This is a genomic window from Cytophagales bacterium, assembly GCA_033344775.1.
GTDB lineage: Bacteria > Bacteroidota > Bacteroidia > Cytophagales > Cyclobacteriaceae > JAWPMT01.
The window spans coordinates 1,235,525-1,260,349 of record JAWPMT010000004.1 but is presented as its reverse complement, the minus strand read 5'-3'; the positions used below and the strand labels follow the sequence as shown (position 1 = coordinate 1,260,349).

The following is a 24,825-nucleotide window of genomic DNA, read 5'->3' as shown; positions in this document are numbered from 1 at the left end:
TTTAATGTCCGCTGAAATGGTGAAACAATGCGATGAAGATGAATCCTACAGGGATCACGATCGCGTAAAGCTTTCCTAGTTTTTGAATGACCGGCGTGTATTTGTTGTGATTTACACCCACACTTTGGAATGCCGATTGGAATCCGTGTAACAAATGCAATGACAACAAGACAAAAGACACACAGTAGATGGCCACTCGGATGGGGTCATGAAACTTCTCTACCATTTCGTGGTAGTACCGCAGTTTACCATTGATCATACCACTCATATCACCTTGAATGAATTTTGTATTGATCTCAGGGATCCAGAAATCATAGAAGTGAAGTCCCAGGAACGCCAGGATCACCACGCCACTCAGGATCATGTTTCGAGAAAACCAGCTCGCGTTTGCCGCACCATTATACTGGGCGTACTTCACATTTCGAGCTTGTTTGTTTTTGATGTCCAGTACGAATCCCATGATGAAATGGAAAACGACACCAAAGATCAAAACGGGCTGTAGGGCAAACTGAACCAACGGATTAGTGCCCATAAAATGGGACAAATCATTGAAGACTTGTTCGCTAAATACAGAGGTGAAATTGATGGCAAAGTGCTGCAGCAGGAATATAATCAGGAACAAGGCCGAAGCTGCCATCGCATACTTTCGTCCTATGGAACTCCCGAAGAATTTTTTGGTCCAACTCATAGGTTTTTTCTAATTCTCAAGCAATTTCGTCAAAGGTAAGTCCCGATGATCTCCTAAACCAATCCGAGGGGATATTTTGAAATAGTCTAAATAACCTCCGCCTTCTTTCCTTACTCCTCGACTATCATTGGACAAACCAAATGATTTTTGTTTTTGTTAAGAAAAAGCCGATTTATTTCATTCAGACATTGATTTTGGCAGGATATGTGCTGTGAAATAGTCCTGACCTCTCACCCAAACACCTAAATTGATGATGAAGAAAATTACGCTATTGGAATTTTGGCGACACTTATTCATTAAGTCCTGCCTGACTCTTTTCCTGTTTGCACTCCTTATTTCAGACCTTGAAGCCTCTCATATCAGAGCCGGTGAGATCATCGCAACGAGAATTGATCCCTTCGAACGTACCTATGAATTTACCTTTATTGGTTATCGTGATGACCTTACGAGTGTGAGATTTGGGAATGGTATTTTTCGCTTCGGCGATGGTGAAATTGAGGAAATTCCGACGATCTTCAATGAGGTACAAATAAGAGAGAATTTATTTCGTGTAGAATTTAGATTGGTTCATACCTATCGAGGAAATGGAGCTTACACAGTTTCATATGAGGAAGAGTACAGAAATAGAGGGATAGCCAATATGAATGATAGTGGAAACACACTGTTCTATGTTGAGTCTCAAATTGTAATAGACGGATTAGTCGGGTTGAACAGTACCCCCAGGTTTACTTATCCACCCATTGACGATGGTACTATCGGATTGGCCTATCACCATAATCCAGTAGCTTTTGATCCGGATGACGATAGTTTGAGTTATGAATTGGTCACCCCTCAGCAGGCAAGAGGTATGTCTGTGACGAATTATCGACTACCAAATGCACCGGAGTTTTATGTGGACATTCCCTTTTTTGATGGGAATGAAGGTGGTGGTAGTGAACCTTCATTTTCTATTGATCAGGATGGGAATTTGATTTGGGACGCACCCGGAGATTTCCTTAACCTGGCTGGAGGAAATGAGTGCCCTCCCGGAGTGGAAAGGTGTGCCGAATACAATGTGGCCTTTAAGGTGACAGAGTGGAAAAAATTAGGTGCGGAATACGTTCCTTATGGCTACGTGATCAGAGACATGCAGATTACGATCAGTGAAGGGGATAATACACCGCCGGAGTTGAAATTTCCAGCAGACATATGTGTAGAAGCAGGAACTAATATTTCCGAGATCATATCCGCCACCGATGTAGATGGACATCAAGTAGAACTGAGTGCCTTTGGTGCTCCCTTTCAAGTGCCCGGTCCTGCAACCGTTTCTCCTTTTCCATTTGAATACCAGGATAGTCCTGCAGAAATGACCTTTGCCTGGAATACCCTTTGTGGACATGTAAAAGGAAGTCCTTACATCGTCGGGTTCAGGGCCAATGACCTGCCCGAGGAAGATGGTGAACGCGTTGGTCCTTCCCTAAGTGATGTAGGGTTTTGGTCCATTACCGTGGTTGGTCCGGCACCACAAGGTTTGGTGTTGCAGAATAATCAGGAGGGTATATCCGTGGATTGGGAATCCTATTTCTGCTCAAATGCTGATAATATTCAGGTTTGGCGACGTATCGGGCCCTATGCGTTTGAGCCGGATGAATGTGAAGTGGGGATTCCGGAAGGAGCAGGCTATCGCCTGGTAGGTCAGGTTACAGGAACAGAAAATTCATTTTTCGACCAGTCGAATGTGGCCGCAGGAGCGCTATACTGTTATCGATTAGTGGCCTCTTTTCCTCAGGAGGGTATCAGCTATGCCTCTGAGGAAGTGTGCATCACCGTTCCATTGAATACGCCAATCATTACTAATGTGGACGTTGCTAATACCTCAGTAACAGATGGAGAGATCATTGTGAAGTGGTTGCCTTCGGAGACAGATAATGGTTCTTTTCATAAGGTATTGCGGTTCGATAACTTAAATGGAAAAGGAACTCCTGTGGAAGTTGCAAGCGGTTTAACGCAGCTGGAATTTGTAGATCAAGGATTGAATACGGATCGAAACCAATACAGCTATCAGGTGTTGAGTGGAACCGATTCAGCAACGGTAGCTTCACAAGTTCATTTGGATTTACAACCCGGAATCGAGCAAATTGAGCTCACATGGGTGGCCAATGTTCCCTGGACTAATCAAAGCCAGCGTTTCCCGTATCACTACGTTTATAGGAATCAAATCAATGAAGCGGATCCTGATCAGGTGGTACTTGTTGATTCGATACGCGCTGACCTTGTTCAGCTGCAATATCTCGATAACGGAGCCATTGGCAACACCCCTTTGCAATCAGATTCAACTTATTGCTACTTCGTAACCACGCAAGGGACGTATGAGAACAGTCCGGGACTTCCCGAACCTTTATTGAATCGATCTCAATTAGCATGCTCCAAACCCAATGACATTACACCACCCTGCGAACCATCCTTCCCTCAAATTGTGAATTTGAAATCTTGTGAGGAGAACCCACTTTTTGCCACTTGTCCCAATGAATATTTCAATGAGTTGACCTGGGACATGGGTGCAGAAGCCGAAGGTTGTGATGAGGAGGTGAGACTTTATAACGTGTACTTTTCACAATCAGGATTAGTCAATGAATATGAAGTGGTGGCAACCGTAAATACCAATGCATTCATTCATCAAGATTTAAGTTCCTTTAAAGGTTGTTACCGAATTTCGGCAGTGGATAGGTCGGGCAATGAAAGCGAATTGTCGGAGGAAGTGTGTAACGATAATTGCTCTTCTCTAGAGCTACCAAATGTCTTTACGCCCAATTCGGATGGGAAAAACGATACATTTATTCCATTTGCGTCGTTCATTGAAGACAATGAGTCGCGAGATGAGTTTTGCGACCTGTTCATTGATCGGGTGGAATTTCAGGTGTTTGACCGCACGGGTAAGGAAGTATTTGCCATGAACTCAGATAATCCTGAAAATAGCAAGTTCATTCAGTGGGATGGTCGATCCAATAATGGAAATTCTTTACCCACAGGCATCTATTATTATCAAGCCAACGTACAGTTTGATGTACTTGCCAGTTCCGAGTCACATAAAATTTTCAACGGCTGGGTACAGATATTGAAGTGATTGATTGTTGTTAGATCAGGGCCGGAAATGGATATCAGTATAAATATTTAAAACATGTTTCTATATCGATTTTAGAAAAATCAATTGTATTTGCCCCACCCCCTAAAGGGTGTTCAATTGATTTTCGACCTGTCCCTTCAGGGAACTAAAGGGTAAAACAGGAAAATTGATATCGAATAACAATATTGATTATGTACTGGTTTCGATGGATATAATTTTGCAGTTATCGAACTTAATTCGCCAAATTGCATTAATACATCAGAGGCACTTTGTTGTTAATCCTATTAAGTTACTGATTTCGCACCAGTGAAGTAGGGTAAACGTAAATGTGAGAGTAGAATCATTAATAGATGAATTTTATCAAAATCCGTATTAAAAAGAGAATCGCCAGCCTACTTGCCTTATTATTATGCACGGCATTCGTGACGGAGCTAAGGGCCACCCACATTCGGGCGGGGGAGATCATTGCCCGAAGGATCGATAACCTGGCATTGACCTTTGAGTTTACATTTATCGGATATAGGGATACCGAGTCTGGAATACAATTTGGTAATGGAATTTTTGATTTTGGAGATGGCAATTTTAGTGAAGCGGATTTCCGGATCACAGAGATACAGATTGCTCCGAACATTGTTCGTGCCGAATTTCGAGTCATACATACTTATCAGGCACCTTCAGCTTATACTGTAAGCTATCAGGAAGATTTTAGAAATGCCGGGATTGCCAACATGGCCAATTCCGTAAATACGGCCTTTTACGTCGAGACTCAGATTGTAATCGATCCTTTGATCGGTATCAATAATACGCCTGTGCTTACTGTTCCGCCAATTGATGATGGTTTGACCGGCGTACGATTTGTACACAATCCCGGGGCCTTTGACGAAGATGGGGATAGCCTTGTATTCAGATTGGTTCGACCTAAGCAAGCGAGAGACGTGATCGTAACTGATTACCGTTTCCCAGCGGATCCTTCTTTTTACAACGAACCAGCCTGGGCTATTGCGAGTGAGGGAGGTGACGAAGCTACATTTACCATAGATGAAATAACCGGTACACTCACCTGGGATGCGCCGGGAGACTTTTTGAATCTCTCGGGAAGCGATTGCCCGGAAGGAGCAACGAATTGTGCAGAATACAACATTGCTTTTGTCGTAGAGGAATGGCGAAATATTCTCGGAACACCGGTCCGGCTGGGCTTCGTGACCAGGGATATGCAAATCATCATTACCGATGGCGATAATGAGCGACCTGAATTAGAAGTTCCTGATCCGATATGCGTTGAGGCGGGAGAATTGGTGGAAGAAACCATCTTCGGCACCGATCCTGATGGCCATCAAGTTCGTCTGGAAGCTTTTGGTGGTCCGTTTGAAGTGCTTTCTCCTGCATCGGTCATTCCTGATCCGCCATTGTTTCAGACCCCACCTGCAGAATTGGATTTCTCATGGAGTACGGTTTGTGGGCACGTAAGAGACGCACCTTACACCGTACAATTCAAAGTGACTGATGATCCTGTCAATCAATTTGGTGAGAAAGTAGGACCATCACTGGTTGAATTTGGCTCATGGGAAATCACGGTAGTCGGTCCGGCACCAACGGGACTGGGAGCAGTTGCAGGTTCTGGAAGGTCTATCCAGCTTGATTGGGACAGTTATTCCTGTCCCAATGCACAGACCATTCAGGTTTGGCGTAGGGTGGGAGACTTTGGATTCGTCGCCGATGATTGTTTGGTGGGTATTCCTGAAAACTCAGGATATCAGCTCATAGAAGAAATACCTGCATTTAATACCAGTTATCTGGATGATGATAGAGGTAGAGGCCTTGCTCCTGGGGCGAAATACTGCTATCGCCTGGTGGCAAAATTTCCATTGCCTGAAGGTGGTACGAGTTACGCTTCTGAAGAGATTTGTTTAACGCTGGAAGCCGACAGTCCGGTCATGACCAATGTGGATGTGAATCGGACCGGAGAAGATGGAGAGATCATTGTACGATGGACGCCTCCTTATGAGATCAACGATGGGCAATTTCCACCACCTTATCGATATGATCTGTTCAGAGCTCCTGGATTAGGCTTGACAGGAACGCCAGAATTAATAGCCAGCAATCTGACCGACACGTCTTTTGCTGATTCAGGCATCAATACGTTGATTCGTGGCTATAGCTATCGCGTGGCCTTGTTTGATGGTGGTGGGACTTTTGTGGATTCTTCAGCTATTGCTTCTTCCGTTCGTTTGGAACTTTCTCCGAGTGTCAATTCCATTGAAATGGATTGGTCGGCGAATGTCCCATGGAGCAACAATATTCAGGATTATCCTTATCACTACATTTATAGAAACAACGTGCTTTCGGACGCCACAGAGATTGTGCTAATCGATTCAGTTCGTGTAGCAGGTGGAGGCTTTACTTATTTAGATGATGGCTCTTTTAATGGAGTTGCACTGGATGAAGACACGGAATATTGTTATTTCGTAACGACCTTCGGAGCATACGACAACAGCCCGCTCATCCCGGAACCTTTGATCAACAGATCTCAAATTCTTTGTGCACAGCCCAGTGATATCATTCCTCCATGTGAGCCAATATCGGTGCGCTTAAATGACAATGTAGATTGTGAGTCCCGATTATTGGGGGCTTCCTGTACACGAAACAGTTTCGAGAACAACCTGGCCTGGGAGGCTGATCCGGCCGAAGGGTGTGACGATGATATTGAAAGTTACAATATCTATTTTTCGCCTACGGGACTAGAAGAAGATTATGCTGTAGTAGCCAATGTCGTGGATCAATTCTTTACCCATGACAACCTGAGTTCTTTCAAGGGATGCTATCGCATTTCTGCGCTGGATCGTTCAGGAAACGAGAGTGAATTGACTGAAGAGATATGTGTCGACAATTGTCCGAATTTTACATTACCCAATGTGTTCACGCCGAACAATGATGGGAAAAACGACCTGTTTACACCTTTCTTTAGCAATCCCTCATCTCCAATCAGTGGATTTGATAACAATGATTGTCCGAGATTCATCGAGCAGGTGGTGTTTATGGTTTTTGATCGAAATGGTAAGACCATTTTTGATTACGATAGTTCCGAAGATGCCGAGACCGGTATTTTGATCAATTGGAATGGAAAATCTAATGATGGCAGTGATCTGCCTGCTGGGGTATATTTCTATTCTGCAGAAGTGCAATATGATGTGCTTGCTGCCAGTGAAGATCAGATCACATTGAATGGATGGGTTCAAATTCTTAGGTGATGGCTGATAAGGAACAAGTCATTTTGTTTGATGGAGTTTGTAACCTCTGCAATTCGTCGGTCAACTTTGTGATTGATCGTGACACACAGCAGCATTTCAAGTTTGCGTCTCTACAATCTGATTTTGGACAGGATCAAGTGCAAAAAATAGGAGACGATCCGAGCCAATTGAATTCCATTGTGTTGATTGAAGGGGATCGCTTTTATAGAAAAAGTACGGCTGCTTTACGTGTGGCTCGAAAGCTTTCCGGTGGCTGGCCAATGCTGTATGCTTTCATCATTATTCCTCCTTTTCTCCGCGATCTGATCTACGATTTCATCGCCAAAAACCGCTACCGTTGGTTTGGCAAAGAAGATGCTTGTCGCATTCCCACTCCCGAGTTATCGCATCGATTTTTGTAATTTCCGTAAGACGGCTCGTTACGATCCGCTAGCGAAAAATCGGTGATCAGAGACCTACTAATTTTTCGTTGCCTAATTTTGCGCAAAATTTTATGATTCGCTTTGAAAGGCGATTAAGAACAAGATCAATATGAAAGCATTTGTATTTCCGGGTCAAGGGGCGCAATCACCAGGAATGGGAAAGGAATTGTATGAAAGCAGTGAAGCTGCTAAAAAACACTTTGATCAGGCAAATGAGATCCTAGGTTTCAACATTACTCAGGTGATGTTTGAAGGAACCAAGGAAGAATTGATGCAGACCAAAGTGACGCAACCTGCTGTTTTTCTACACAGTGTTATCAATGCGATGGTCAAAGAAGGATTCGAACCTGAAATGGTTGCCGGACACTCTTTAGGAGAATTCTCTGCCTTAGTTGCTGCAGGTGCCTTGCCTTTCGAAGATGGTCTGAAGCTTGTGTCTCAAAGAGCCATGGCCATGCAAAAAGCGTGTGAATTGGAGCCTTCTACGATGGCTGCCGTATTAGCATTGGCTGATGATGTAGTGGAGCAAATTTGTGCTGAAGTGGAGGGAATCGTTGTTCCGGCGAATTATAACTGTCCGGGACAATTGGTGATTTCCGGGGCGGTACCGGCTGTCGAAGAAGCTTGTGAAAAATTGAAAGCTGCCGGAGCAAAACGAGCGATGCTATTGCCTGTAGGTGGTGCTTTTCATTCGCCTTTGATGGAACCTGCCAGGGAAGAATTGGCTTCAGCGATAGAAGCGACCAGTTTTTCTGTGCCTACCTGCCCGGTTTATCAGAACGTTGATACGATCGGACATACGGATATCGTTGAGATTAAAGCCAATTTGATCAAACAACTCACTGCGCCAGTCAAATGGACGCAGAGTGTACAGCAAATGATCAATGATGGCGCGACTGAATTTATTGAGTCAGGTCCCGGAAAAGTACTTCAGGGTCTCGTGAAGAAAATTGACCGGGGCATGACCGTATCAAGCTTTTAATCATGAAACATTTAAAAAGACCGTTTTTCCTGGGAATGTTTTTCCTTTCAGTGCTGGTAGTAGCACCTACTATGCAGAGCTGCAAAAGAAACCCTTCCCGTCAGTACAAAGGCAAAATCAAACGAGGTAAGCCAATTCCTTGTCCGGTAAAAGATTGCTAGTGAATAAGATTGCTGTTGCTATCGATGGATTTTCGGGTTGTGGGAAGAGTTCCACGGCACGTGAATTGGCCAAAGCCCTGAACTATCTCTACATAGATTCGGGAGCGATGTATCGAGGAGTAACGTATTTACTGACAGATGCTGGAATTGATCCGTCGGATCATGCGGGGGTGTCACAAGTGCTAGATCAACTGGACTTACATTTTGAGACCAACGAAGAAGGAATAGCACATCTGCACAATGGCAATCAGGATTTGGAGCCTTTTTTAAGAACCATGGACGTAAATAACCGGGTAAGTGAAGTGAGTGCGATCCCTGAAGTTCGCACCAGATTGGTCCGTCAGCAGCAGGAGTTAGGGAAAGCTGGTGGCATTGTAATGGATGGTAGGGATATTGGCACTGTCGTGTTTCCGGATGCCGAGCTGAAGCTTTTTTTAACTGCGGACCTTAACGTCCGGGCGGAGCGAAGAAAGAGAGAATTGGAAGGTAAAGGAATAAACGCTACTTTAGATGAGATAATAAGGAACTTTAATGAACGTGATAAGTTAGACTCAAAGAGAGAAGTCAGTCCGTTGACGAAGGCAAAAGATGCCATCGAATTAGACACTTCTTTCCTTACTTTCGAAGAGCAGATCAATAGGGTATTAACAATGGCGGAGGAAAAAATTTATGGAGATTGAGATTGATCAGAATTCAGGTTATTGTTTTGGGGTAGAGTTTGCCATTCAGATGGCGGAAGATGAGATGGCCGAGGGCCATGGCCTGTATTGTCTTGGAGATATCGTGCACAATCGCATGGAAGTGGAGCGGTTGCATCAAAAGGGGTTGCGGGTGATTGATCGGGAGGAGTTGACCGAAATCAAAGATGCCAAGGTGTTGATCCGAGCCCATGGGGAACCACCTGAAACTTATAAAATCGCGCTTGAAAACAACCTGGAACTCATTGACGCCAGTTGTCCGGTCGTATTGAAACTTCAGAATCGTGTCAAGCACGCTTATGATGAAGTGGTCAATAGAAAAGGGCAAATTGTTATATATGGTAAGCCGGGGCACGCAGAAGTGATTGGCCTCACAGGTCAGACAGCAAATGAAGCGATTATCGTATTCGAGGAGAAAGACCTGGAACAAATCGACTTTGACCGACCTATTATTTTGTTCAGTCAGACGACAAAAAGTACCAAAGGTTTCTATAACCTGAAGGCACAGATTGAAGAGCGCATCAAAAACACCAAAGGGGAATTATTCGATGGGGACTTCAAGGCCAATGATAGCATTTGCCGACAGGTATCCAACCGGGAACCACAAATGCAGAAGTTTTCTCAAAAACACGATGTGGTATTATTTGTGGCTGGGAAAAAGAGTTCCAACGGAAAAGCGCTATACGGCGTATGCAAGCAGTTCAACGAGCGATCTTATTTCATCGAAAGTGAGAAAGACCTGAACATGAATTGGTTGAGGGAAAACGACTCTATTGGCATCTGTGGAGCTACATCCACGCCTCGTTGGCTAATGGAGCAGGTAGCCGCTCATATTGAAGCCCAAATGGAGCCTTCAGAAATGCTCTGAAAGGCCCGTTTGCAGGGTGTTGCAACCAGTTTTCATGATTTCCATCAAACATTTTATTTCAAGGCATTGTTAATGTAGTTTTGCATCGGTTTTTGAAAAGACACCAATAGTAGAACATGTCGCAGACCATCAAACTGAAGAAAGGTTTTGACATCAATTTGGCAGGGAAGGCTACAAATACGACCCACAATATTGATCAACCGGAGACTTTCGCACTTAAACCCACCGATTTTCACGGTATTACCCGACCTAAGCTTCTTATTAAAGAGGGAGACAATGTAAAAGCAGGTACGCCCATCATGTATGATGCGGTCATGGAATCTGTTGTTTTCTCGGCTCCTGTAAGCGGAGAGGTAGTTGAGGTGAAAAGAGGGGCAAAGAGAAAGTTACTCGAAATTAAAATTCTGGCCGATAAGGAAGTAGAATTCGAGGCATACGCCAAGCACTCTATTTCTGATATTGCTTCTCTGTCCCGAGAAGAAGCGGTAGATAAATTGAGCAAAGGCGGTGCCTGGGTAAACCTGACCCAACGGCCTTTTGGTACCATCGCTAATCCTGCTGATAGCCCAAAGGCGATCTTTATTTCAGGATTTGATACGCATCCTTTAGCTCCTGATCTTGATTACGCACTAGCTGGTGAAGAGCAGAGCTTTCAGGCGGGACTTGATGTGTTGAAAAAACTAACTGATGGTAAAGTACACCTGAATGTGGATGGAAGCGGCGAAGTACTTCGTATTTACTCTGCTGTTTCAGGTGTAGAAATCAATAAGTTTAGCGGACCTCACCCGGCGGGTAATGTTGGTGTTCAGATCCATCACCTGGATCCGATCAACAAAGGAGACATTGCCTGGACTTGTACGCCTCACGGTGTGGTTCAAATCGGTAAATTCTTCCTGGAAGGAAAATATGATACTTCTAAGCTGGTTGCCGTTACAGGTTCTTCAGTGAAGAATACCGGATATGTGAAGACATATTCTGGCGCATTAGTAGGCAAACTGGTTGCCGATAATGTTGAAGGAGATCATAACCGATTCATTTCTGGCAATGTATTCACAGGAGAGTCTGTAGGTGAAGAGGGATATCTTGGATTTCAGCATACGCAAATCACGGTGATCCCTGAAGGTGATGAAGAGGAGTTCCTTGGTTGGTTGAAGCCTACGACCAAAAAATTAAGTTTCCACAAATCGATTGGTTTGCTTTCTTTCCTGAACAAGAAAGAATTCACAGTGGATACAAATACACACGGGGAGGAAAGAGGTTTCGTGATGACCGGAGCATTTGAGAAGGTCATGCCAATGGACGTATTACCTACCTATTTATTTAAGGCGATTCTGGCCAATGATTACGACGAAATCGAGGCCTTAGGCATATTTGAGTTGTTGGAAGAAGATATAGCTCTTTGCGAATTCATCGATGTATCGAAGAATGACTTGCAGCACATCTTAAGAGAAGGGATAGAATTAATTAGAAATAGCTGATCATGAAATTTCTACAGAACGCATTTGATAGTGTAAAGCCGCACTTTGAAAAAGGAGGGAAGTGGGAAAAATACTACACCCTTTACGAAGGCCACCGCACCATTTTCTTCAGACCTGATTTGGTAACCAAGAAAACAGGGGTTCAGGTACGGGATGCAGGTGATTTGAAAAGAATGATGATCACCGTGGTACTGGCATTGATGCCTTGCCTGATCTTCGGAATGTGGAATGTTGGACATCAGCATTTCCTGGCAACAGGTGTAGCAGACGCTACAATTATTGACAAGTTTTTGATTGGCGCATTGAAAGTGATCCCTATACTCGTTGTGAGTTACGGAGTAGGACTATCAGTAGAATTTACTTTCTGTGTTATTCGTAATCACCCCATTGAAGAAGGATATCTGGTCACCGGGATGTTGATTCCTTTGGTGATGCCAGCATCGATTCCATTGTGGCAGGTTGCTTTGGCGACTGTATTCGCTGTAATCATCGGAAAAGAGGTATTCGGAGGAACAGGGATGAACATTTTAAATGTAGCCCTACTAGCAAGAGCATTCCTCTATTTCGCCTACCCATCTCAGATCTCAGGTGATGTGTGGACCTATTTGGGCGATGCGCAAGCTGTTGATGGCTTCTCAGGAGCGACTGTATTGGCTTATGGAGCAGAAGCTGCTGCAAATGGTACAGATATGGTTACCGCAGTTGCGGGACACTGGTCTGCAGGCATGTTTGATTTTATGAACATGTTCATCGGAGCAATCCCAGGTAGTATTGGAGAGACTTCTACACTCGTGTGTCTGCTAGGCGCAGCGATCTTGATCGGAACAGGTGTTGGAAGCTGGAAAATTATTGTTTCTGTTTTCGGTGGAGCATGGGCCATGGGCCTTTTGTTCAACGCAGTTGGCGGAGATAACTCATTCATGATGATGCCTGCACATCACCACCTGGTGATCGGAGGTTTGGCTTTCGGTGCAGTCTTCATGGCGACAGATCCGGTATCTGCTGCTCATACTGAGCTAGGGAAATGGATCTACGGGTTTTTAATTGGAGTAATTACAGTATTGATCAGAGTGGTGAATCCTGCATATCCGGAAGGGATCATGCTGGCGATCTTGTTCATGAATGTATTTGCGCCATTGATCGATTACTTTGTAGTAGAGGCAAACAAGAAAAGAAGATTACAACGTGCAACAGTCTAACGCTTACATCATCATTTTCACGGGCATATTGACCGTGATTTTGGCAACGTTACTTTCTGGTACCAGTGTTTTACTCAAAGACAAGCAGGACCAGCAAGTGAAACTGGATACCCAAAAGAAGATTTTGGGTGCGGTAATGGATATCTCGGACATCATTGATGATCCGGCAGCCGTTGAGAAATTGTACAGTGAGCGAATCAGCTCCATCGTGGTAGACCATCAGGGCAATGAGATCAAAGAAGATGCAAAAGGTCCTTTGGTTGCTGAGAAAGTAAACATTCAGAAATTTTACAAAGCGGATCCTACCGAACGTCAATACCCGGTATTCATGTTCAAAGGAAACAATGGTCAGGTTGAGTCCTACATCTTCCCTATGTTTGGTGCGGGACTGTGGGATTGGATCTCCGGTTATATCGCTTTGGAGAACGACTTAAATACGATCGTGGGTGTGGCCTTTGACCACAAACAAGAGACGCCAGGACTTGGTGCAAGAATCACCGATCAGGTAGTACGAGATCGATTCAAGAGCAAGAAGATTTTCGATGGTAGTGAGCTGGTCTCTGTTACCATGGTAAAAGGTGAAGGGAATGCCGGTCTAACGGATTATGAAGTAGATGGCCTTTCCGGAGCTACGATGACAGCCAAGGGCGTCAACAAAATGTTGGAGCACTACCTCGGTTGTTACACACCTTTCATTGAGAAAGTAAAGTCAGGTCAGAAATTAGCAACAAACTAATCAGAGGGAGATGAGCACGGATACTTTAGAATTAGAAAAGGAAGTAGTCAAAGAGCCTGCTGAGCCTTTATTGTCCAAGCGAAGAAAGAAGTTCGTAACGGACCCGCTTAATGAAGATAACCCGATCACTGTACAGGTATTGGGGATCTGTTCGGCCCTGGCCGTTACCGTGAAATTGCAACCTACCATTGTGATGTCTATTGCTGTGGTTTTTGTAATCGTATTCTCTAACCTGATCGTGTCTTCCATTCGTAATCTGATCCCGAATCGGGTACGGATTATCGTACAGCTGGCTATCATCGCAACCCTGGTAACCCTGGTAAGTGAGGTGTTGAAAGCATACGCTTATGACATGTACAAAATCCTGGGCGCTTACGTAGGACTGATCATTACAAACTGTATCGTGATGGGACGGCTGGAAGCTTTCGCCATGGCCAACAAGCCCTATGATAGTGTACTCGATGGATTGGGTAGTGGATTTGGTTATGCATGGATCATCCTGGCAGTAGCCTTCTTCAGAGAGTTGTTTGGCTCAGGAAGTATCCTGGACGTGAAAATATACGAGCCTATCGGAAATGCATTGGGAATAACCTTGCAGACTAATGGCTTGATGGTAGATTCAATTGGAGCCTTCATGATCCTGGGAATTATCATATGGATTCAAAGAACTAAAACCGGATACGTAGAAGATCATTAATTATGGAAGCATTTAACATTGCCCTTCGAGGCATCTTTATCGATAACATGATCTTTGCCTATTTCTTAGGCATGTGTTCATTCCTTGCGGTATCTAAGAAAGTGAAGACGGCCATTGGTCTTGGAGCTGCCGTAGTATTCGTATTGACCATCACTGTGCCTTTGAACTGGCTTCTTCAGGAGTCTGTATTGAAAGAAGGTGCGCTATCGTGGTTAGGAGCCAGTTTTGCTGATGTAGATCTTACCTTCTTACAGTTCATCATTTTCATTGCGGTAATCGCAGCGATGGTACAGCTGGTAGAAATGATCATCGAGAAAGCATCTCCTGCACTTTACGGATCACTGGGTATCTTCCTTCCTCTGATCGCTGTGAACTGCGCCATTTTGGGATCATCCCTTTTCATGGTACAGAGAGACTACACCATCGTGGAAGCGACAGCATACGGATTCGGTTCCGGAACAGGTTTCATGATGGCAATCGTAGCATTGGCAGCCATTCGTGAGCGCTTGAAGTACTCAAATGTACCTAAAGGACTTAGAGGACTTGGCTTGACCATGCTCATCACTGGATTGATGGGATTGGCCTTCAAATCCTTTATCGGAATTGCCCTGTAAGCAACTTACAGATTAAGAAATGAGAAAGCCCCGCAGCAATGTGGGGCTTTTTTTGTGGTCTGTAATAGATCTCTTAACTCTTCGACCTATTAGGTCTTATTCAGTGAGGTCACTGGACCCTCAGAAAAAGACCGCCATGTTTTTCAAAATCATCGCCATGTTTTCTTGAAGGGACGGTGATCATATTGAGAATGTCCACCAATCTGAAAGGTCTGATCAATAAAATGAGGAGATTCATACTCTCGTCGCTCGGAATCGTGGTATTTGAATCCCAACAGGAATGGTATAGGTGAGTATCAATTACCAGTTCAATGTAGTATATCGAAAAAACACTTTTGTTGATTTTAAAACCGCTCCATACGTATTATTTCATGTTTCTATTTGTCTAGATAGAATTGTAGAGAGCCTCATAACAAAGGATAGCGATGATTGATCATGAAGTCTGACTCACCTCACCCGTTCCCTCAACTCCAAAATCAATCTACTCAACACCGTATCGGCGAAGTAGTGGCGGGTGAGGTTTCGGTCAAGACCTCCTATCTGGATTTTGTTGGCAATCACCGTTGGTGATTCAGAGGGTTTAAGGTGAAGGTAAAGAGCGTAGAAACAATAGGGTATGGTCACTTCTTCTTCTGGGTAGGGTTCTGCGTATCCAGTGGTGCCTATGCCAATGTTGGATCCAAAAATTCTGGAGACATGGGTGGCCATTTCTATTGCCACTTTCTTAGAAACACAATTGACACTCTGTGCATGGAATTCATCGACACACAGAAATTTCACCTTTTGCTCGAGGTTATAAGTGGTGATTCCGCCTTCCAGAAACCCTGAAGCCCCTGATATCTCACCTAATTTGGCCTGTACCAATCCACATGTCAGGCTTTCCGCCACAGCAATGGTCAGTTTATTTCCAATCAGTAAATCTTTCAGTTCCGCAAATCTGGTCATGATGGGCGTGTTTCCTTCATTCAATTTATAGCTTGCTACAGCAGCTTTCCAAATGTGTTGCTTGATATTTTCGAAATTGAAAAGAACGCATGGAATGATGTAATAGGGTGTCCGGTTCCTTTAATTGGCTGAACATATTCGAACGGTAATTTCATTGTGAATTAGGTGAAATGTGCTTTTAAATGATTCAGCTTATGATTCTTAGCTTTGGCAAAGAATTTGTTCTACAGAATTTGAAATAATAGGTATGCGAAAGACTTACATCGGTGAACTGGAAGAAATTGTGCTGTTAATGATCGTGCTGCTGCAGGAGGAAGCTTATGGGGTTTCGATCACACAGGAGATCAAAGGGCAGCTAGACAGGGACATTAGTGTAAGTGCGGTTCACGCCACGCTTCACCGGCTCGGGGAGAAGGGTTATGTGACTTCTTTCTTTGGTGGAGCAACTGCGGAAAGGGGTGGGCGCCGTAAACGTTATTTTAAGATCACAGTATCCGGCAGTAAGGTGTTGCGAAAACTCCGCGAAGAGCGAGAACTTATCTGGAAGCAAATTCCACCAAATGCCCTGCCAGTATGAATAATTCCCACAACTCACCGCCCAAGTGGATTGCGCAGACGATAAAGCTATTGTGCAAACAAGCTTTTCACGAGGAGATACTAGGAGACTTATATGAGTTTTATGACCTGTGGATTAGCAAATACGGAGAAACTAAGGCTCGTAGACTCTATGTGTGGCATGCTATTAAATTTCTCCGGCTTTATGCCCTAAAATCATTGTTCCTAAAACAAAAAACCACAAGCCTTATGATCAATCATCATTTTCGAATCGCCTGGAGAGGTCTCATTAATGGAAGAGGTAATAGCTTAGTAAATATCGTTGGACTTAGTCTGGCGTTTGCCAGTAGCTTACTCATCTATTTGTGGAGTTATGGAGAACTGAATAAGGATCGGTTCCATGAAGCGAATGATCGGATATATGGAGTCTATAGTCGGGTGATTTACCCAGGAGGAATTCAAACATCCATAAATACACCGGCGAAGCTGCCTGCTGAATTAAAAACAGCAATTCCGGAAATTGAATATGCAACTGGCTTTGCAAAGAGTTTTAGACTAAGCCTACAGGGTGTGACGGCCGAGACTTTCCAAAAAGGCGACATTATTTTGAAGATGAAAGGATCACGTGCAAGTCCGCAGTTCTTCAATATTTTCAGTTTTAAGATTCTTCAAGGTAATAAAGAGAATGCACTATTAAAGCCGGAGGCCATTGCTATTTCCCGAAGGATGGCTGAGATTTTTTTTGGTAGCGCGGAAGCTGCCATCAATCAATCCATACGTTATAAAAATGAGCGAAACCTGAACGTTACCCTGGTATTTGAAGACGTGGGAGACGATTCTTCCTTGCAATTTGATTACCTGACTAATTGGGATGCCTGGGTGGATATGGATGAGTTCAAGCCATCCTGGAGACATTTTGGAACCCAGACGTACCTCAAATTGAAGACCGGTGCAGATCCAGTTGCTGCAAAAGATAAAATCCAGGATTTTTTAAAGGGCTATATCAGTTTTGAAGAGAACGAGCGAGGTGAGTTAGGACTTCAGTTATTCAGCGAACAATACCTCTACGGGAATTTTGAAAATGGACAACCAGCAGCAGGAAAGATCAAATCTGTACGGTTTTTTCTTGGGTTAGCGACATTCATCCTGATGATTGCCATCATCAATTTTGTGAACTTGATGACTGCTCAGGCTCGAGAACGAGCCAAGGAAGTCAGTTTACGGAAAGTTGTGGGAGCCAGTAGAAGTAACCTGATGCATCAATTTCTCTTGGAGGCAATGCTTACTTCTATTGTCAGTTCATTTATAGGTGTATTGCTCGCTGCGTTGGCGCTTCCTTTAATGGCCGAAATTAGCCAAACGTCATTAAGGTTTCCGTTGGGTGATTGGAATTTTATCCTGCTCCTTGTCGGAGTGGTATTATGTTCGGGACTATTGGCTGGTGCGTACCCGGCCTTAGTGTTGTCCAGATTCAGGTTTGTGGCGCTAGTTGACCGCTCGAGTACAAAAAGCTCGGGATTGGGAGGACTAAGGAAGGGGTTGGTCGTTTTTCAGTTCAGTTTGTCTTTATTTCTCACGGTCGCTACGTTAGTGTTCAACAATCAATTGGATTACCTGCTGAATAAAAGCCTGGGATTTGACCGGGAACACTTGATTTACGTTCCCATTGAAGGTGCTTTAAAATCGGACTACCGGACTTTCCGCGAAGAAGCGGTGAAGGTGCCGGGCGTCTTGAAAATTGATCGCAGTAGTCAGACCCCACATAAAATGGGTTTCAGTGGGCAGTTTTTTAATTGGGAGGGAAAGGAGGAGAGCGATAATGTCGTCTTTACACCTTCATCAGTAGGGTTTGATTTTGTAGAAACCATGGGGATCGAACTTGTGGAAGGTAGGGATTTTGACCGTTCCAGGCCTGCGGATATCAATAATTTCCTGATCAATGAGACCGCTGCCAGAGCCATGGGTGGCAATGTGCTGAACAAGGATGCCACCATTTTTGGTAAGGAAGGTAAAGTTATTGGGGTGTTCAAAGATTTCCATTTCAATTCACTGCATAGTTTCATTCAGCCTATGGTACTGGATGTAAAAGAAGGACTCAATTTTGGTACGATCACTATTCAATTGAACTCAGATCAGGTGAATTCTACTTTGCAAAGACTAGAAAAGCTACACGCGGAATTGAACCCTGGTCATGCGTTCGATTATTCGTTTGTAAAAGGAGTCTACGAAGAAGAATACCAATCGGAACAGCTTGTAGCGGCGCTAGTACCCTTCTTTTCTGGCCTTGCAATTTTTATATCGTGCCTTGGACTATTTGGTTTAGTGACCTTTACCTTACAAAGTAGAGTAAAAGAACTTGGTATACGAAAAGTACTAGGGGCCTCATTCTCCCAACTGGTCAGGTTGATATCCAGAGATTTTGCCATGCTATTGATCGTTGCTGCCATTTTGGCTTTGCCATTAAGCTTCTTTGCCATGCAAGATTGGTTAGCAGGCTATGCTTACAGTATTGAGTTAGACCTTTGGGTTTTTGCTGCTGCCACGATATTATCCACGGTCATCGCCTTTGCCATCATATTCGGCAAAGTGGCAAAATCAGCCATGTCCAATCCGGTTGATAGCCTCAGGAGTGAGTAGCACTCTGCTTTTACGGGGTTTTGAAGTTTATATTATTCTGCCCTCAAAGAATCAACTGGGTTAGCTTGAGCAGCGACAAGGGTCCGGTGACTTACCGTGAGTATAGCAATCAAAATCAGGATACATCCGGGAATGATGTAGAGATCAGGACCGGGGTTCGTCCTGAAGGCATAGTTTTCCAGCCATTTATCTCCAATAAATGAAATCAATGGAAGTGCGAGGATAATGGCAAGTGCCAATAATCGGAAGTATTCTTTTGACAGTAAGATCATAAGTTGTGTCAAGGAAGCTCCCAACACTTTTCGAATGCCTATTTCTTTCACTTTTAGGGTCACCGCGTATGAGATCATGGCAAACAGGCCGATACAAGCGATGAGGATCGCCAAGACCGTTAAGGACAGAAACAGATTCCTGAATTGAAGTTCCGACTGATACTGCTGATTGAATTGAACATCCATAAAGAAGTATTCAAATGGATTTCCAGGATATAATTGATCATAGATCTCTTGAATTTGCGGAATGGTCTTTTCCAGGTTGAGTGCATTTAATTTCATCGAAAGGTATCCGGGTGTGGAACCTGTTAGCCAAATGATCCAAGGGAAATGATCTTCTTTAAGCGAATGCCAATGAAAGTCTTTGACTACTCCCACAATTTTGAGTGGTTTCCTGAAGTACAATTGATCGCCAACGGCTTCTTCGGGAGAATCAAATCCAAAAGCCTGGACCGCCTTTTCATTGAGTATAATTGCCCGACTGTCAAATAGATCTGGTGTGAATTCTTTTCCGGCAATCAACTTCAGATTATAGGTCTTTATGAAGTCAAGTCCTGTTTGTACGAGTCTTACGGTTTGGTTTTCACTTTCTGGTGATCCCCATCGTCGGATGTCATCCTGAAGATCAAAATTAGGATCGCCGGGTACATACCAGGAGCCTGTTATTGAACCGACAGCCGGTATTTTCTGTACTTCATCCCGAAAGATCTTGTACATTTTTCGGTTGTACTTTTTAAAAGCCTGTAATCCTTCATAGTCAGTCAGTTGAGGCCCTCCGTCCAAGACTTCAATATGTTTGGGGCCATGAACAACCAATACCTGATCTATGTCCATGCCCAGGTCCTCATTTTGCATGTAATCAATTTGTTTATAGATCAGGAAGGTCCCTGCGATCAACAGAATGGAGATCAGGAATTGGAAGGTAACCAGCACCTGACGTAAGTTGTATTTAGGAGAAATCAGATTCGTTTTGCCCGATAACATGCTAATGGGTTGATGTCCGGACATAATAAATGCAGGGTAAATACCAGAAATCAGTGCACCGCCCAACAGGGAAAGGCTTGTTATGAGCCAGAATTCGAATTTAGAGAACAGCGTGAAGGATAGTTCTTTCCCAAGTAGATCTCCGAGAATTTCCAGCGCGAGGAAGCTTATCCCTAGTCCACAAATAGCTGCCAGCAAGTTGATGGTAACCGCTTCGGAAAGAAATTGAAACACCAATTCGGCTCTATTGGCACCCATTGATTTTCTTATCCCAACTTCTCCGGCTCGTTTCATGGATTGAGCGGTTGAGAGATTGATATAATTGAACCACGCAATGACCAAAATGATTGCGGCAATGATCAAGTAGCTGTTCAGGTCTGAAGGATTCCCTTTGTTAGTTACATAGTCGCCATTGGCATAGCGATTATTATCAAGATGAATGTCTGATATTGGTTGTAGTGACGAGCTTTCCGTGAGCATCAATTCAGGATTCCATTCGGGTTTGTGCCGATGAATGATCTCATCGATTCGCTGTTGAATGATCGTTTTGTCTGCGTGAGGAGATAGTTCAAAGTAATTCACAAACCAGGGGATATGCGGATTGCGCTTGACAGCTCCCATCCAACCGTATGTTATGAAATTCTTGATGGGAAATAGAAAGTCAAATTGTAAATGGCTGTTTTCTGGTTGATCTGCAATTACTCCGGTGACCAGATAGTCACCATGTGAGGCACCACCACCAATGCTAAGCGTTTGCCCGATTGGGTTGCTATTTCCGAAATGCCTTTTCGAAATTCGTTCAGAGATCACCACATTGAATAGATCGTCCAGTGCATGACTGGGATCCCCCAATTGTAGCTTCAGGTGAAAGAAATCAAGGAAATTCCGGTCTACATAGTAAATCTCGCTTGGGTCCATGCTGATTGGCCTTTGATCATAGCGAGAAACAAAAGCACCTTCATCGGGGACATATAACCGGGTAAATGAGGCAATTCCTTGAATTTCTTCGCTAGCAATCGTGCCAAGTGAATGAGCAGTTAACAAATCTCTGTCTTCCAGCGAACCTTCCAGGCTTCTTTCCAATGTAAGTCTATAAATGTGTGGATGGTCACGCAGGCTAGGGTCGTGATTGAATTCAGAGAAAATATACTGAGCCAGGGCCAAACAGATGCCCATGCCCACTGCCAGACTGGAAATATTGACGAGGGAATATCCTTTATCCTTTGAGAGGTTGCGGCAAGAGATCACGAAGTAATGCTTAAACATTGACCAGTTATTCATAGGCCTTACTTCTTTTCCCATGAAGCCAACTGAAAGGTGTAGCATGTCTATCCAATACATGAGTGAGGCATAGAGTCGTCCTTTACTGGCAATCCTATCCTGATATACTTCTTGTAAATCGCCTTCTATTTCTTCGAGCAGGTACTTACTTAAAAATTTGTTTAATAACCAATGTGCTAAAAACGGAGGCTGATGTGGTTGTTTTAGATTCATATCAGTATTTAGTTGTTCAAAACATGTATTCCCAGTCGTATTCTATTTGTTATACAATGTATGTTATACAAAATTATAAATAATCACAAGAATTCCAAATTCCTCTTAAAGCTGTTACGTAAGTGCTTGTCATTTGCCGATGACCTACATTAATTCATCGAAGAATGAATCGTTTGAAATTGAAAATTGTCAGCTTTACGCTAGTTTCGTTTTTGCTATAAATACCAACCAATCTTAAATCCCCTATGTTAAAACAGTTCTCACATTCGGCGCTCACTCCAGAAGAATTAGTAACGATGGCAGAGCGGCTGATCCATTGTGTAGCTAAGTCTGAACATAAAGAGATACTTACGAATCGGATTGCGAAGACAACTGACGCAGCCAACTACCTCACCGAAGCATTGAATGAGAGTCTTTCGAGTGTTCATGCTTCACGGGTACAACAAGCGGACCTTGAACGGGATGATGCTTTCCAGGCCTTTAAATACGGAGCACTTTCTGCGTCTTATCGTTCCGAATTAACGATTAAGAAGGCCGGAGAGACTTTGGTGGAGATTGTAAGAAAACAAGGGTTTAGCCTTTACAACCTGGGGTACATTGCCCAGAGTGAAGCCATGCGTACGCTCATGACGGATCTGGAACAATGCCAGGGGGAGATCATGGTGACGGGCATTGCCGATTTGCAAGAGGAGATGATGGAAGCCAATGATCGTTTCAATCAGATCTATCATGAAAAACTGGATGAGAATTCCGATCAGGAAACGCCTCAAATAGTAGTTGGTAAAGGAGAATTATCAAAGCAGATCACCCTGTTCCTGAACCATGTGGAATTGTTGGAAGAGGATCACTTAGGTGGGGTAAGTGAATTGGTCGAGAACATCAATGAACTGATCCAGGACATGGTGACCCAGGCAAGGGACAGGCAGCGAGGTTAGTTCGCCACCTGTCCATAAACAGTAGTTAGGTTAATCCTATTGCTGTTCTTCAATTTCGGTTTGCAATGCCAACAAACCATTCAATACCTTCATTTCATCTCGTATGCCTTTCCGAATGGAGAAGCCAAAAATGGCTGCAGCGGGTAAATAGGAGAGACCGATCAAAATCACCATTCCACGGGTCATATACTGGACAAATTCCGGGATCAAAAAATAGAAACCGACGGTATATCCGATCAGGATGCTGATCGTTACTGGTCCGTGAATGTGCTTTCTGTAGGAATAATAACTCAGGAAACCACTATTGTATGCTTTCGCCGAATGGCTGATTTCAATGCGATTGGCTCGAACAATACTGTATATTTCAATGAGAATTCTGATAGCCAGGCCACCAACCATTAAAGTGATCCCGAGATGGCTTGTGGTCAGTTGGAAGTGGTAGGCATAGAAGAAATAGACGGAAAGGCCGATCAAAGTAATGGCCAGAATGATCATGTTCTTGAGTTGCATGATCACCGTACTTCTCAACTGCTGTTGGGATAGTGTAATCAGGTTTTTGGCACTTTTTGAAGGAGTCGATTCTTTCTGCCTGGCTTCCTTCCATTGGCCTTTATATTCGTCTAAAATGTCAGTCATGATGTAATAATTTTTTTAAGTTCTTTTTAATGCGGTGGATCTTCACCCTGAGGTTCCCTTCACTCATGCCCATCACTTCAGCGATCTCCGGATATTCCAATTCATCGAGCACCATCATGATGATCAGGCGATCTACTTTACTCAATTGACCAATGGCCTGATAAAGCTCCTGGTAAGGCTTATCTTGAGTCTTATGTGTTGGTTCCTCATCCGAAAGAGTTTGGTAGTCACTTAGGGAAGTTTGATGCCTGGCCTGATCACTGCGAATGAATTTGAGGCAGGTATTTACGGTAATGCGATAGATCCATGTTTTATAACTGGAGGCACCCCGAAATTTGTCGAGGGACCTCCAGATGTTGATGAATGTTTCCTGTGTTAGGTCTTGTGCCAGATCCTCCTGTCCTTTCATGAATCCCCTACACATCTGATGGACCATGGCATGGTATTCCGTGTGAAGGGATTCGAATCTTTTGCGATTATTGGACATTCGCTAACAGGTATCCATTGATTTGCTCGTAAAACCATTCCGGCTGATCAAACATGATGAAATGTTTGCTGTTGTCGGCCAGATTGATGGTTTTATTTTCCAGCTTTTCATATTGGGTTTCAAAGGTCTTTTGAGTGATTTCTTTACTCGGGAAAGTAGCTCCAAGGATCAGCGTATGGGTTGTGATTTCCGGCAATGAAGGACGCAGGTCCAGCTTTAGCAGATCGGTGTATCCATACACATACGTTTCACGGTCGGAGTTGATAGACCAGCTAGCCATTTCTTCCATTCTACCTTGATCATTGGTCATGTTGCTCGCCATGCCGATGGCAACCTGACTGAATTCATCTTTATTCATCGCCAGCATGCGATTGTTATAAGGGCTATCATATTGTAAAGCGTTGGCCGGAACCCCGGGCATCATCAGTTCACGCATACAAGGTAAAGCATCGACGATAATCAGGCCAGTCACTTGCTTGTCTAGTGCTGCAGCGAGTTCCACGGCAAGATTCCCACCCATGCTGTGTCCAATGACCGTAAGGTTAGTCAATTCAGTCTCGTTGATATATTTGAGCAATTGATCTTTGATAGGACTGTACCAGGGTGTGCCAATGGGTTCCATGCCATTGAATCCTGCGTAGGACACGACGTGGGTTTCATAGGAATGATTCAGGTTCGCGATGGTTTCATTCCAGACTGATCCCGGAGTGGTGAATCCTGGTAGGAACAGAATGGCATCGCCTTGTCCCTGCTTTTCAACCTGAATGGCGTTTTGACTGAATCCAACTACTGCGAGTAAGATTCCGATGATGATTAAGCATGTCTTTTTCATAATTGATCAGTTTTGAATGTTCTTGACTTAGGGGAAAAGGACCGTCATTACGAGCTAGTGAAGTAATCTATGTTGGTATTTCGAGCAGGTTTAAGGAGATTAGATTGCTTCATCCTTCGCAATGACGAATTCTTAAGTCAAGGACATATAGCTT

At 43.8% G+C, this 24,825-nt stretch carries 20 protein-coding genes; 14 read left to right on the top strand and 6 right to left on the bottom strand.

Annotation, left to right across the window (positions count from 1 at the left end; all coding sequences use genetic code 11):
* Position 1: 1 nt before the first annotated feature.
* Positions 2-688, bottom strand: coding sequence for a succinate dehydrogenase cytochrome b subunit (locus R8G66_14085; protein ID MDW3193499.1), 687 nt, complete (start codon positions 686-688; stop codon positions 2-4).
* A gap of 250 nt (positions 689-938) precedes the next feature.
* On the opposite strand from R8G66_14085, the gene R8G66_14080 reads away from it, so the two are divergent.
* The 11 genes from R8G66_14080 (at position 939) to nqrE (ending at position 14,894) form a co-directional block, all read left to right on the top strand.
* Complete coding sequence (locus tag R8G66_14080) at positions 939-3,791, top strand: gliding motility-associated C-terminal domain-containing protein (GenBank protein MDW3193498.1); 2,853 nt, start codon at positions 939-941, stop codon at positions 3,789-3,791.
* A 350-nt stretch (positions 3,792-4,141) separates the two neighbouring features.
* Complete coding sequence (locus R8G66_14075) at positions 4,142-7,039, top strand: gliding motility-associated C-terminal domain-containing protein (GenBank protein MDW3193497.1); 2,898 nt, start codon at positions 4,142-4,144, stop codon at positions 7,037-7,039.
* Complete coding sequence (locus tag R8G66_14070; protein ID MDW3193496.1) at positions 7,039-7,440, top strand: thiol-disulfide oxidoreductase DCC family protein; 402 nt, start codon at positions 7,039-7,041, stop codon at positions 7,438-7,440. The genes R8G66_14075 and R8G66_14070 overlap by 1 nt, the downstream gene beginning before the upstream one ends.
* A gap of 130 nt (positions 7,441-7,570) precedes the next feature.
* Positions 7,571-8,443, top strand: coding sequence for an ACP S-malonyltransferase (gene fabD / locus R8G66_14065; protein MDW3193495.1), 873 nt, complete (start codon positions 7,571-7,573; stop codon positions 8,441-8,443).
* Positions 8,444-8,603: 160 nt separating this feature from the next.
* On the top strand, positions 8,604-9,284 hold the full coding sequence (gene cmk, locus R8G66_14060; GenBank protein MDW3193494.1) for a (d)CMP kinase: 681 nt from the start codon (positions 8,604-8,606) through the stop codon (positions 9,282-9,284).
* A complete protein-coding gene (locus tag R8G66_14055; protein ID MDW3193493.1) occupies positions 9,274-10,170 on the top strand; it encodes a 4-hydroxy-3-methylbut-2-enyl diphosphate reductase in 897 nt (298 codons plus the stop codon). The genes cmk and R8G66_14055 overlap by 11 nt, the downstream gene beginning before the upstream one ends.
* 116 nt (positions 10,171-10,286) lie before the next feature.
* A complete protein-coding gene (locus tag R8G66_14050) occupies positions 10,287-11,648 on the top strand; it encodes a Na(+)-translocating NADH-quinone reductase subunit A (protein ID MDW3193492.1) in 1,362 nt (453 codons plus the stop codon).
* Positions 11,649-11,650: 2 nt separating this feature from the next.
* The gene (locus R8G66_14045) at positions 11,651-12,847 is read left to right on the top strand and encodes an NADH:ubiquinone reductase (Na(+)-transporting) subunit B (protein MDW3193491.1); all 1,197 of its coding nucleotides are present in this window, start codon (positions 11,651-11,653) and stop codon (positions 12,845-12,847) included.
* Entirely contained in the window at positions 12,834-13,583 is a 750-nt protein-coding gene (gene nqrC / locus R8G66_14040; GenBank protein ID MDW3193490.1) for an NADH:ubiquinone reductase (Na(+)-transporting) subunit C, read from the top strand. Before R8G66_14045 ends, nqrC begins: the two co-directional genes overlap by 14 nt.
* Before the next feature lie 10 nt (positions 13,584-13,593).
* A complete protein-coding gene (locus tag R8G66_14035) occupies positions 13,594-14,280 on the top strand; it encodes an NADH:ubiquinone reductase (Na(+)-transporting) subunit D (GenBank protein ID MDW3193489.1) in 687 nt (228 codons plus the stop codon).
* Positions 14,281-14,282: 2 nt separating this feature from the next.
* On the top strand, positions 14,283-14,894 hold the full coding sequence (gene nqrE, locus R8G66_14030) for an NADH:ubiquinone reductase (Na(+)-transporting) subunit E (GenBank protein MDW3193488.1): 612 nt from the start codon (positions 14,283-14,285) through the stop codon (positions 14,892-14,894).
* A gap of 447 nt (positions 14,895-15,341) precedes the next feature.
* Here the strand turns inward: nqrE and R8G66_14025 are convergent, their stop codons facing one another.
* Entirely contained in the window at positions 15,342-15,839 is a 498-nt protein-coding gene (locus R8G66_14025) for a CinA family protein (GenBank protein ID MDW3193487.1), read from the bottom strand.
* A gap of 247 nt (positions 15,840-16,086) precedes the next feature.
* On the opposite strand from R8G66_14025, the gene R8G66_14020 reads away from it, so the two are divergent.
* Together R8G66_14020 and R8G66_14015 are read left to right on the top strand one after the other, a co-directional pair.
* Positions 16,087-16,416, top strand: coding sequence for a PadR family transcriptional regulator (locus R8G66_14020; protein ID MDW3193486.1), 330 nt, complete (start codon positions 16,087-16,089; stop codon positions 16,414-16,416).
* Positions 16,413-19,031, top strand: a complete 2,619-nt coding sequence (locus R8G66_14015) for an FtsX-like permease family protein (GenBank protein MDW3193485.1) — start codon at positions 16,413-16,415, stop codon at positions 19,029-19,031. The genes R8G66_14020 and R8G66_14015 overlap by 4 nt, the downstream gene beginning before the upstream one ends.
* Positions 19,032-19,063: 32 nt before the next feature.
* Here R8G66_14015 and R8G66_14010 read toward each other — a convergent pair whose 3' ends face one another.
* Positions 19,064-21,781: an FtsX-like permease family protein gene (locus tag R8G66_14010; GenBank protein ID MDW3193484.1), complete on the bottom strand. Its 2,718-nt coding sequence runs from the start codon at positions 21,779-21,781 to the stop codon at positions 19,064-19,066.
* 245 nt (positions 21,782-22,026) lie between these two features.
* Between R8G66_14010 and R8G66_14005 the strand changes: the two genes are divergently transcribed.
* Entirely contained in the window at positions 22,027-22,716 is a 690-nt protein-coding gene (locus R8G66_14005; protein MDW3193483.1) for a DUF6261 family protein, read from the top strand.
* Between the two features lie 36 nt (positions 22,717-22,752).
* Here the strand turns inward: R8G66_14005 and R8G66_14000 are convergent, their stop codons facing one another.
* From R8G66_14000 to R8G66_13990, 3 genes are read right to left on the bottom strand one after another with little or no spacing between them, the layout of a single operon-like run.
* Positions 22,753-23,352 carry a hypothetical protein gene (locus R8G66_14000; protein ID MDW3193482.1) on the bottom strand — a complete coding sequence of 200 codons (600 nt, stop codon included), beginning with the start codon at positions 23,350-23,352 and terminating at the stop codon, positions 22,753-22,755.
* Complete coding sequence (locus tag R8G66_13995) at positions 23,345-23,839, bottom strand: RNA polymerase sigma factor (GenBank protein MDW3193481.1); 495 nt, start codon at positions 23,837-23,839, stop codon at positions 23,345-23,347. The genes R8G66_14000 and R8G66_13995 overlap by 8 nt, the downstream gene beginning before the upstream one ends.
* Positions 23,829-24,671 (bottom strand): alpha/beta hydrolase, encoded by an 843-nt coding sequence (locus R8G66_13990; GenBank protein MDW3193480.1) that lies wholly within the window; start codon positions 24,669-24,671, stop codon positions 23,829-23,831. The genes R8G66_13995 and R8G66_13990 overlap by 11 nt, the downstream gene beginning before the upstream one ends.
* Between the last annotated feature and the right edge of the window lie 154 nt (positions 24,672-24,825).

Coding starts and splice junctions, on each gene's coding strand:
- R8G66_14085 (MDW3193499.1), bottom strand. CDS start 688: ATGAGTTGGACCAAAAAATTCTTCGGGAGTTCCATAGGACGAAAGTAT.
- R8G66_14080 (MDW3193498.1), top strand. CDS start 939: ATGATGAAGAAAATTACGCTATTGGAATTTTGGCGACACTTATTCATT.
- R8G66_14075 (MDW3193497.1), top strand. CDS start 4,142: ATGAATTTTATCAAAATCCGTATTAAAAAGAGAATCGCCAGCCTACTT.
- R8G66_14070 (MDW3193496.1), top strand. CDS start 7,039: ATGGCTGATAAGGAACAAGTCATTTTGTTTGATGGAGTTTGTAACCTC.
- fabD (MDW3193495.1), top strand. CDS start 7,571: ATGAAAGCATTTGTATTTCCGGGTCAAGGGGCGCAATCACCAGGAATG.
- R8G66_14055 (MDW3193493.1), top strand. CDS start 9,274: ATGGAGATTGAGATTGATCAGAATTCAGGTTATTGTTTTGGGGTAGAG.
- R8G66_14050 (MDW3193492.1), top strand. CDS start 10,287: ATGTCGCAGACCATCAAACTGAAGAAAGGTTTTGACATCAATTTGGCA.
- R8G66_14045 (MDW3193491.1), top strand. CDS start 11,651: ATGAAATTTCTACAGAACGCATTTGATAGTGTAAAGCCGCACTTTGAA.
- R8G66_14035 (MDW3193489.1), top strand. CDS start 13,594: ATGAGCACGGATACTTTAGAATTAGAAAAGGAAGTAGTCAAAGAGCCT.
- nqrE (MDW3193488.1), top strand. CDS start 14,283: ATGGAAGCATTTAACATTGCCCTTCGAGGCATCTTTATCGATAACATG.
- R8G66_14025 (MDW3193487.1), bottom strand. CDS start 15,839: ATGACCAGATTTGCGGAACTGAAAGATTTACTGATTGGAAATAAACTG.
- R8G66_14020 (MDW3193486.1), top strand. CDS start 16,087: ATGCGAAAGACTTACATCGGTGAACTGGAAGAAATTGTGCTGTTAATG.
- R8G66_14015 (MDW3193485.1), top strand. CDS start 16,413: ATGAATAATTCCCACAACTCACCGCCCAAGTGGATTGCGCAGACGATA.
- R8G66_14010 (MDW3193484.1), bottom strand. CDS start 21,781: ATGAATCTAAAACAACCACATCAGCCTCCGTTTTTAGCACATTGGTTA.
- R8G66_14005 (MDW3193483.1), top strand. CDS start 22,027: ATGTTAAAACAGTTCTCACATTCGGCGCTCACTCCAGAAGAATTAGTA.
- R8G66_14000 (MDW3193482.1), bottom strand. CDS start 23,352: ATGACTGACATTTTAGACGAATATAAAGGCCAATGGAAGGAAGCCAGG.
- R8G66_13995 (MDW3193481.1), bottom strand. CDS start 23,839: ATGTCCAATAATCGCAAAAGATTCGAATCCCTTCACACGGAATACCAT.
- R8G66_13990 (MDW3193480.1), bottom strand. CDS start 24,671: ATGAAAAAGACATGCTTAATCATCATCGGAATCTTACTCGCAGTAGTT.